Source organism: Albidovulum inexpectatum (assembly GCF_002927635.1).
GTDB lineage: Bacteria > Pseudomonadota > Alphaproteobacteria > Rhodobacterales > Rhodobacteraceae > Albidovulum > Albidovulum inexpectatum.
In genome coordinates this window covers 445,455-454,586 of the sequence record NZ_PRDS01000002.1, presented here as the reverse complement: position 1 = coordinate 454,586, position 9,132 = coordinate 445,455, and the positions used below count along the sequence as shown (strand labels likewise).

The following is a 9,132-nucleotide window of genomic DNA, read 5'->3' as shown; positions in this document are numbered from 1 at the left end:
GGTGAAGGCCGTGCTGACGGATAATGGCCGCGAGTTCTGCGGCACCGAGAACCACCCCTACGAGCTCTACCTCGACCTGAACGGGATCGAGCACCGCCGAACGAAGGTCCGCAGCCCCAAGACCAACGGCTTCGTCGAGCGCTTCAACCGCACCGTGCTGGACGAGTTCTTCCGGGTGAAGATGCGCGAGACCTTTTACGAGACGGTGGAAGCGCTTCAGGCCGATCTCGACGCCTGGCTGGTGCACTACAACACCGAGCGCCCGCATCTGGGCTACCGAAACCAGGGCAGACGGCCCATCGAAACCGTCATGTCATTCGTAAGTCAAGAAGGTTAAGTGAACACTCTAGTGTTTGTTCCAGTTCCTTCACCTGCTGCCGGCGCCTGTTCTGTGCCTCTTGGCGCTGTCTCCGGATATTGGCCAATTGTAAACACAGGGATCGCATTCGCTGCAGAGGTACTGAATCGCCCGGAAGGTCGCGCACCATCATCCAGATAAGATCCTCCTCGTCCTCGTCGTCCTCCTCCGGCGTGGGGCTCGGAACGTCTTCGTGCGAGACGTCAAGAGGCCCGTGCAACATCAGGCGCAGCTCTCTCATGCCGCAGGTCGTGCATGACGGGTCGATGCACGAACCTTCGAATTCAGCGATCTTGAGCGACCGTTCAAGCCATTCGGGAGCCTTGGCAGTCAGGCGCGGATCCTTTCCCGGGTGCAGATCTTCGATACGTGCGTCAGCTGGGCCTGTTTTCAAGGTTGCGCGCGGCAATCTTGCGCAAGATCAAGGCTGGAGGGCCCCAATTGTGGCATAGTAAAGGTGTCAAAGGAGGAGAGATCATGCCCGAACATCCAAAGGCGAAAATGCCGGGAATGCCCGATTTTGCCGATGTCATGGCCTTTTATACGGCGTTGTTCGAAGGGATGGGCGAAATCGGCACCGAGTTGATGCAGTTCGTTTCGAATCGCCTGGCCCTGGACCTTGCAACACAGCAGCAGATGCTGGGCTGCACCGACCCGGCGAAACTGATGCAGATCCATCTGGACTTCCTGCAAAGGGCCTTTGAGGATTACGCCGAAGAGACCGGAAAGGTCGTCAATATCGGCAATCGTGTCATGCATGATGCGCTTGAGCGTCACCTGCACAAGCGCGACAAGGACAACACGCCGATCTGAATTCGCCCGAAAAACGCGAAAGGCCCCGCATGGCGGGGCCCAATTCGGCGGCTTGGCGCAGGGATTATTCGGTTACGCGCCCCAGGTGCGGATCGGTCCGCAATCCATGTGCACGAAGTTCGAGCGCGAGTATTTGCCGACTCCACCGGCATTGCAGGCAGTGGCAGCACGATAGATCTGGCTGACCGAGCGCGAGCGAAGGCGCAGATCGGCAGCCTGCCCCTTCATGTGCAGTGAGTTCCTTGCCACGCCACGCGAGCGCGACCGCAGCATCGCATTCGTTTGCGGAGAGCGATAGCCCGACAGCAGCATGTAGGGTTCGTTGACGTCCAGCAGTCGGTGTGCGGCGACGGCGATATCGATGGTGCGGGGATCGATGTCCTTCGTGGTCCCCGTGCGCCAATCCCGCATGAAATAGGTGATCTCGTTCAGGGCTTCGGGAATGTATTCGCCATCGATCCAATAGATCGTATCGATGCTTTCTCCCGTACGTCCCGAATACATGCGGATGCGCCGCACATCGCCTGCGCCGCGCAGAAAGCCGAAGGCATTGGCATAGGTCGGTGCGGCCGTGACCGCGGTGGCCGCGAATGCCGCAAGCAATCCGCGACGGGTGAATCCGTTCGAAGCGTTATCGGTCATGGTCAGGTTGCCTGTCCCAAAATGTGCCAGCTTTTGCAGCGGCTTGATCTCGACTGTCCCCAAGTGCGCCACCTTTATGGCACGACAGGCGCGGCGGGCCAACACGGAAGGCCGAATTTGTTCCATCGCGACGATGTGATCGGCGGGAATTTGCTCAAATCGCGGTGTGGATTGGCGGTTTTCAGGATCTTTGGCCGGCGTTGCCGAAATGCGACAACGTTTCGCACCCGGAGATCGGCGCCATGCCCGTCGATGGACTTGGTCACCGAAATGCCCGAGAATCCAACCACAAGTGGTTTTCGGGTGCAGGCATGTCACTGGGATTGATCGGGTTCTTGTCCACACGGGGTTGGGTGGTCCGCCGCGTATCGCGCGCGGCCGCCATCGCGCTGGGTGTGGCGCTGGGGGCGGGCATTGTTCAGCCCGTGGCTGCGCAGGAAGAGAAGGCGCTTCGGGTTCCCGATCTTTCGTACCGGCTGGCCCTTGCCGAGGCCGCGGCAGGAAGACCGGCAATCGCCCGGTTCTATCGCGAGCACGACTATGCCGCGCTTTGGACGGCACCGGAGGCCCAGGTACGCCGCGGCGCCCTGATCTCTGCGCTTGAGCGGGCCGAGGAGCATGGCCTGCCGTCATTCGCGCCGCGTTCCCGCGATCTGCTGGCCAGGTTGGGGGCGATGCAGACGCAGGCCGACCGGGCGCAACTCGAGGTCGCGATGAGCGCGGCCTTTCTGGACTATGCAAGGGCCTTGCATTCCGGCGTCTTGACGCCTGCAAAGGTGGATCCGGGCATAGTGCGCGAAGTTCCGCGCCTCGACCCGCTGAAACTGCTACAGGATTTTGCCCGGTCAGAGCCGCGGGCCTACCTGCGCGCCCTTGCGCCGCAGGTGCCGCAATACGATCAACTGCGTCGGGCAATGCTGGACCTGCGCGAGGTTATCGCAGCGGGGGGATGGGGGCCTGCCGTGCCGGGGGGCAAGAAGCTGGCCCCGGGGGACACGGGGGCACGTGTCGTCGCGCTGCGCGATCGGCTGATTCGCATGGACTATCTGCGGCCTACTCTGAGCGCCGTCTATGAACGCGAGATCCAGAAGGCCGTTCAGCAATTCCAGCTGGATCATGGCCTGACACCCGATGGTATCGCCGGCCCCTCGACCCTTGCTGAAATCAATGTCGGGCCCGAGGAGCGTCTGCGCTCGGTCCTGGTGGCGCTCGAGCGGCTGCGCTGGATGAACGGGCTGGATCTGGGTGAACGTCACGTCTGGGTCAACATCCCCGACTTTACTGCAAAGGTCATCGACGACGGCAAGCAGCGGTTTGAGACCATCACCGTGGTCGGCAAGGATCAACCCGACAGGCGCAGCCCGGAATTCTCGGATCTGATGGAGTACATGGTCATCAATCCGACCTGGAATGTGCCGCGCTCGATCGCGGTCAAGGAATACCTGCCGAAGCTGAAGAAGAACCCGAATGCGGTTCGCCATCTCAGGATCACCGACCGCAGGGGGCGCGTCATCGACCGTTCGAAAGTCGATTTCACGCAATTCACCGCGCGCAACTTTCCCTTCAACATGTCTCAGCCGCCTGATGACGACAATGCGCTGGGGTTGGTGAAGTTCATGTTCCCCAATCCGTGGAACATCTATCTGCACGACACGCCGTCCAAGTCGCTGTTCTCGCGTGAGGTCCGGGCGTTCTCTCATGGCTGCATCCGGCTGGGTCAGCCCTTCGAATTCGCCTATGTCCTGCTCGAGCGGCAAAGCGATGACCCCAAGGTCGAATTCCACAGGCACCTGCGTACGGGCCGGGAAACGACGGTGCCTCTGGAACAGCCCGTCCCGGTGCACATCGTCTATTTCACCGCCTGGCCCGATCGGTTCGGCCAGGTGCGTTTCCGACGCGACGTCTATGGCCGTGATGGGCGGATTTTTGATGCGCTTCGCGCCGCCGGTCTGGAGTTCGACGCGCTGCGGGGCTAAACCCGTCGTGGCAATCCTTGGATGGGAGTGTCCACGATGACCGAGGTCCATACCATAGCCCAGATCGCCCAGGCCCTGGGCGCGCGAGCCGAGGGCGATCTTGACCTGAGGGTCCGTCGCGCGGCCGAGCCTGCCGAGGCCGGGCCCGAGGATCTGGCGCTGGCAATGGATCGGAAATATGCAGCCGGTCTTGCAAAGGGCCGCGCCCGTGCGGCCATCCTGTGGGACGGGGCGGACTGGCGCGTGCTTGGGTTGCAGGCTGCCATCTTCGTGCAGCGTCCGCGCCTTGCGATGTCGGCCCTGACACGGCAGCTTGATCCGGGTCCGGCAATCGCGCCGGGGATCCATCCGACGGTCATCCTTGGCGAAGGCGTGGAGATCGGCGTGGGCGCGTCCATCGGGCCCTACACGATCATCGGCTCGGGCGTGCGGATCGGACCGAATGCCCGGATTGCCGGGCAGGTGACAATCGGCGAGGGCAGCCAGATCGGTGCCGATGCGCTGATCCATGCCGGTGTCCGTATCGGACGCAATGTCCGTATCGGTGACCGTTTCATCTGCCAGCCGGGCGCGGTGATCGGGTCGGATGGCTTTTCGTTCGTCACGCCCGAGAAATCTGCCGTCGAAGAGGTGCGTGAAACGCTGGGCCAGACATCGGGCGGAAAGGCCGACCAGAAATGGCTGCGGATACACTCTCTTGGAGGCGTGGAAATCGGCGACGATGTCGAGATCGGCGCCAATGCGACGATCGATTCGGGCACGATTCGGGCGACACGGATCGGAAATGGCACGAAGCTCGACAACCTCGTCCATCTGGGTCACAACGTCATCGTGGGGCAGGATTGTCTGCTGTGCGGTCAGACGGGCGTCGCCGGTTCGGCACGGATCGGGGACAGGGTCGTGCTGGGTGGGCAATGCGGAGTTGCCGACAACATCTTTGTAGGCGATGGGGTGATCGCGGGTGGCGCGACCAAGATCATGTCAAACGCGCCGGCCGGACGGGTGCTCTTGGGTTATCCGGCGCTGAAGATGGACACCCACATAAAGGCATGGAAGAACATTCGCCGCCTGGACAGGTTGTTCGCGCAGGTGGCCGAGCTTCGTGAAGCCGTTACAGGCAGGGTGCAGAACGGGCGCAAGGAGGCCCGTGATGACCAGACATTCCATGACGACTGAACTGATGCCTGCGGACGGGATCGCCGATCAGGTGCGCGACATCATAGCCCGCCAGGCGGTTGTCCCGATCGATGACGTTGGTCCCGATGTCTCGCTTCAGGCGCTGGGGCTGGACTCGATGGCGCTGGTCGAAACGATCTTTGCCATCGAAGAGACATTCGACATCACCGTCCCATTCAACGCGAACGAAACGGATACCGCCGGACTGCGCCTTGACACGGTCCAGGACGTGATCGACGCTGTCACGGATCTGCTCGCGCACGGGAACGGATGAGACGCGTCGCCATCACCGGCGCGGGGACCATCAATGCGCTGGGTCGGAATGTTCCCGAAACGCTGGCTGCGATGGCCGATGGCCGTTCCGCGATCGGCCCGTTGGAACTGCGTGACCTTGACCGGCTGCAGATCCGCATCGGCGCCCAGATCAGGGATTACAGGCCAGAGGATCATTTCGGGGCGCGCGATCTTGCGATGCTGGACCGCTTTGCACAATTCGCCCTGATCGCGGCGGATGAAGCCATGCGATCGGCCGGGTTGCAGGTCGATGAATCTCTGGTACCGCGCGCGGGGGTCATTCTGGGGACCGCCGGCGGCGGGGTCGAGACTTCGGATGACAGCTATCGCGCCGTCTATCAGCAAGGACGCAATCGGGCACACCCCTTTACCATCCCGCGGCTGATGGCCAATGCGGCGGCGTCTCACGTCGGCATGCGTTTCGGCCTGCGAGGTCCGACGATGACGATCTCGACGGCCTGTTCTTCGGCCAATCACGCGATGGGGTTGGCCTTTCAGATGATCCGCTGCGGCATGGCGGATGTTGTTCTGACCGGCGGGGCCGAGGCGATGCTGACCTTCGGTGGCCTGAAGGCCTGGGAAGGCCTGCGCGTGATGTCCCCGGACGGATGCCGCCCTTTCTCAGCCAGCCGGAACGGCATGGTGATGGGTGAGGGCGCAGCGGTCTTTGTCTTCGAGGCATGGGAGCACGCGGTCCGGCGCCGAGCCGTGATCCTGGCCGAAATTGCAGGCTTTGGTATGACCGCCGATGCCGCCGATCTCGTCATGCCCAGCCAGCAGGGGGCCGAGCAGGCGATCCGCGCGGCATTGCTGGACGCCCGGCTTGCACCCGAAGCGGTGGGGTACGTCAACGCCCATGGCACCGGCACGTCGGCCAATGACCGAATCGAATGCGCCGCATTGCGCGCGGCCCTTGGCAATCAAGCCGACAGCGTGATGGTGTCATCGACCAAGGCGATGCACGGGCATGTGATGGGTGCAACCGGCGCGGTCGAGCTGTTGGCCTGTATTCTGGCCTTGCGCGATGGCGTGATCGCGCCCACGGTCAATTTCGACAGGCCAGACCCGGAATGCGATCTGGATGTGGTGCCCAACGCGGCGCGTCAGGCGCGGATCGATGCGGCGCTGTCCAATTCCTTTGCCTTTGGTGGCCTGAACGCGGTTCTCGCGCTGAAACGGGCCTGATGGAGCAAAGGAAAACGCCGCCCGTCCAGGGCGGCGTGACAGGATCGATTCCGAAGATCACTGCTGCGCGGCATTGGCCTTGCTGACAGCCTCGAACCCCGCCGTGAAACCGTTCAGCGACAGATCCACGTCCACGGTCACATTCGGATTGGCAACGGGAACGACCGAGATCGTCGCCACCTTGCCGCGGCGGAACGCATCCACATCCTCCTTGGTAAGCCCGATGCGGGCGACACAACCCACCTCGGCGCAGAAGGTGAAATCGAAGCGGCGCGTCTGTTCCGAGTTGTCTACCGTGATGTTCAGTTTCTGGGTCAGCAGCGTCTCGAGCGGAACGATCACGGTCGCCCCGGCGATCGGGGCCGGCTGGTCCTTGGGCGCATCCTTGGCCTGCGGCAGGGCGATCATGGTGATCTCCATGATCGGGTTGCCCGTCTGCTTGTCCTTCAGCAGCTGATACAGCTGGCAACTCTCGGGCTTGTCTTCGGCCAGCTTGACGCAGCGAAGCTCCCAGTCGCCGAAGGTTTCCTTGACATAGGGCTCGGGCACTTTCGGCGCGTCCTGCGGGGTGGTCTGCGCAGCCTCGCCCTGCGTGGTTTCAGGTGCGGCTTCCTGCGCAATCGCGGGCAGGGCAAGCCCCATCATGGCGGCGAGGGTCACGCTGCGGACAAATATGGTCATGCTTGTTTCTTCCGTCTGCTCGGATGGTTTCCGGCCGATGGATACCATCTGCCGCGGGGCGTGTCAGCGCGCAAATCCGCGCGGTTGCGGCTTTTTGCCAATGGGCCGAGGCGGGCGTCGGTGGAATCAAAAAGGGCCCCGGTGGGGCCCTTCTCGGATCTTTCGCTCCCTGTCGGACTGGCCGACTTAGTCATTGATGGGAACGCTAGTGGCTTGGCCTGCTTGCGTCAACAGGAATTTTCGTGCCGCATGGCGGTGTTCAGCGCAAGAAAAGGGCCGCGCCATTTTTCGGCGCGGCCAGTCCGTCAGGGAGGAACATCGCACATCCTGCGCGGACCCCACCGCCCTGGATGTCAGATCACTGTGGCACATTGAGGTTAAGATTGTATTGTGGCGCCGAACGCAGCGAAGAACGGAGCAAGCGACGTGTTGACCGAAGACGGGATCTTTGTCGGTGGTGGGGGCGAGGGCTACAAGGAGCCACAAGAGCTCTTGCTGAAATATGCCAATCGCCACGGATTGATCGCCGGCGCTACCGGGACGGGCAAGACGGTAACATTGCAGATTCTGGCGGAAAGCTTTTCGGCCGCCGGAGTGCCGGTTTTCCTGTCCGATGTGAAGGGCGACCTTGCAGGCCTGGCCATGCCGGGGTCGGAGAGCTTCAAGCTGCACGACGCGTTCATGAAACGCGCCCAGACGATCGGTTATGACCTGCAATACCAATCCTTTCCGGTCACGTTCTGGGATCTGTTCGGCGAAAAGGGGCACCCGATCCGCACGACCGTGACGGAAATGGGTCCGCTTCTGCTGGCGCGGCTTCTGGACCTGACGGATGCGCAGGAGGGCGTGCTGAATATCGCCTTCCGCATTGCGGACGAGGAAGGACTGCCGCTGCTGGACCTCAAGGACCTTCAGGCGATGCTCGTGTGGCTGGGCGACAACGCAAGCGAGGTCGGGCTGCGTTACGGCAATATTTCGAAAGCGTCGGTCGGTGCGATACAGCGGCAGCTTCTGGTGTTGGAAAACCAGGGCGGCACCAACCTTTTCGGCGAGCCCGCGCTGGACCTGGCAGACATGATGCGGCGCAATCACGAAGGTCGCGGCCAGATCAACATCCTTGCCGCCGATCAGCTGATGGCCTCGCCGCGGCTTTACGCGACATTCCTGCTGTGGCTTCTGTCAGAGCTGTTCGAAGAGCTGCCCGAGGTCGGCAACCCCGAGCGTCCGAAATTCGTCTTCTTCTTTGACGAAGCCCATCTTCTGTTCGACGACGCACCCAAGGCGTTGATCGACAAGGTCGAACAGGTTGCCCGTCTCATCCGCTCGAAGGGCGTGGGGGTGTATTTCATCACCCAGAATCCCGATGACGTGCCCGAGGATGTGCTCAGCCAGCTGGGCAACAGGATCCAGCACGCCCTGCGCGTTTTCACGGCCAAGGACCAGAAGGCCCTGCGCCGCGCGGCGCAGAACTATCGGCCCAATCCGCGCTTCGATACCGAAACGGCAATCAAGGAAGTCGGAACGGGCGAAGCCGTGACGTCCTTTCTGGAGGCCAAGGGTATCCCGGGTATGGTCGAGCGTACCCTGATCCGTCCCCCGGCCAGCCGACTGGGCCCGATCCCGGACGAAGAACGCCGCGCGATCATCGCCCAATCCGATCTTGGCCTGAAATACGAAAAGTCGATCGACCGCGACTCTGCCTTCGAGCGGCTTCAGGCCCGCGCCAGGGCCGCGGCCGAGGAAGCCGCACGCGCCGAAGCCGAGGAGGAGCGCTTGAAGGAGGAGGAGCGCCGCGCGCGCGAGACGCGCCGTTACGAGGATCGGACAACGGGCCGGTCAAGCTCGCGCCGCCGGTCGTCGCGCAGCGACAGCCTTGCCACGGCTTTTGGCAAAAGCCTTGTGCGTCAGTTGGGCACCAAGACGGGCCAGGCCTTGGTCCGCGGTATCCTGGGGTCGCTGTTCAAGTCACGCTGACAGCACGCCAAGGGGGCGCCGCGGGCGCCCCGT

The 9,132-nt window shown here is 62.6% G+C and carries 9 protein-coding genes; 7 read left to right on the top strand and 2 right to left on the bottom strand.

Annotated features, from left to right (window positions below):
• A partial coding sequence (locus tag LV82_RS05460; RefSeq protein WP_146065125.1) for an integrase core domain-containing protein occupies positions 1-337 on the top strand: 337 nt, incomplete at its 5' end.
• A gap of 498 nt (positions 338-835) precedes the next feature.
• Complete coding sequence (locus tag LV82_RS05455) at positions 836-1,171, top strand: phasin family protein (protein WP_104069726.1); 336 nt, start codon at positions 836-838, stop codon at positions 1,169-1,171.
• A gap of 72 nt (positions 1,172-1,243) precedes the next feature.
• Here LV82_RS05455 and mepK read toward each other — a convergent pair whose 3' ends face one another.
• Entirely contained in the window at positions 1,244-1,813 is a 570-nt protein-coding gene (gene mepK / locus LV82_RS05450; protein ID WP_104069810.1) for a peptidoglycan L,D-endopeptidase MepK, read from the bottom strand.
• Between the two features lie 311 nt (positions 1,814-2,124).
• Between mepK and LV82_RS05445 the strand changes: the two genes are divergently transcribed.
• The 4 genes from LV82_RS05445 to LV82_RS05430 are packed head-to-tail and all read left to right on the top strand — an operon-like array spanning position 2,125 to position 6,444.
• Positions 2,125-3,789, top strand: a complete 1,665-nt coding sequence (locus LV82_RS05445) for a L,D-transpeptidase family protein (protein WP_104069809.1) — start codon at positions 2,125-2,127, stop codon at positions 3,787-3,789.
• 36 nt (positions 3,790-3,825) lie between these two features.
• A complete protein-coding gene (lpxD, locus tag LV82_RS05440; protein WP_104069724.1) occupies positions 3,826-4,965 on the top strand; it encodes a UDP-3-O-(3-hydroxymyristoyl)glucosamine N-acyltransferase in 1,140 nt (379 codons plus the stop codon).
• Positions 4,940-5,239, top strand: coding sequence for an acyl carrier protein (locus tag LV82_RS05435; protein WP_245873076.1), 300 nt, complete (start codon positions 4,940-4,942; stop codon positions 5,237-5,239). The genes lpxD and LV82_RS05435 overlap by 26 nt, the downstream gene beginning before the upstream one ends.
• A complete protein-coding gene (locus LV82_RS05430; RefSeq protein ID WP_104069723.1) occupies positions 5,236-6,444 on the top strand; it encodes a beta-ketoacyl-[acyl-carrier-protein] synthase family protein in 1,209 nt (402 codons plus the stop codon). Before LV82_RS05435 ends, LV82_RS05430 begins: the two co-directional genes overlap by 4 nt.
• 57 nt (positions 6,445-6,501) lie before the next feature.
• Here the strand turns inward: LV82_RS05430 and LV82_RS05425 are convergent, their stop codons facing one another.
• Positions 6,502-7,125, bottom strand: a complete 624-nt coding sequence (locus tag LV82_RS05425; protein WP_245873075.1) for an invasion associated locus B family protein — start codon at positions 7,123-7,125, stop codon at positions 6,502-6,504.
• A gap of 426 nt (positions 7,126-7,551) precedes the next feature.
• On the opposite strand from LV82_RS05425, the gene LV82_RS05420 reads away from it, so the two are divergent.
• Positions 7,552-9,099, top strand: a complete 1,548-nt coding sequence (locus LV82_RS05420) for a helicase HerA-like domain-containing protein (protein ID WP_245873074.1) — start codon at positions 7,552-7,554, stop codon at positions 9,097-9,099.
• Positions 9,100-9,132 lie beyond the last annotated feature (33 nt).

Coding starts and splice junctions, on each gene's coding strand:
- LV82_RS05430 (WP_104069723.1), top strand. CDS start 5,236: ATGAGACGCGTCGCCATCACCGGCGCGGGGACCATCAATGCGCTGGGT.
- mepK (WP_104069810.1), bottom strand. CDS start 1,813: ATGACCGATAACGCTTCGAACGGATTCACCCGTCGCGGATTGCTTGCG.
- LV82_RS05445 (WP_104069809.1), top strand. CDS start 2,125: ATGTCACTGGGATTGATCGGGTTCTTGTCCACACGGGGTTGGGTGGTC.
- LV82_RS05455 (WP_104069726.1), top strand. CDS start 836: ATGCCCGAACATCCAAAGGCGAAAATGCCGGGAATGCCCGATTTTGCC.
- LV82_RS05435 (WP_245873076.1), top strand. CDS start 4,940: ATGACCAGACATTCCATGACGACTGAACTGATGCCTGCGGACGGGATC.
- LV82_RS05425 (WP_245873075.1), bottom strand. CDS start 7,125: ATGACCATATTTGTCCGCAGCGTGACCCTCGCCGCCATGATGGGGCTT.
- lpxD (WP_104069724.1), top strand. CDS start 3,826: ATGACCGAGGTCCATACCATAGCCCAGATCGCCCAGGCCCTGGGCGCG.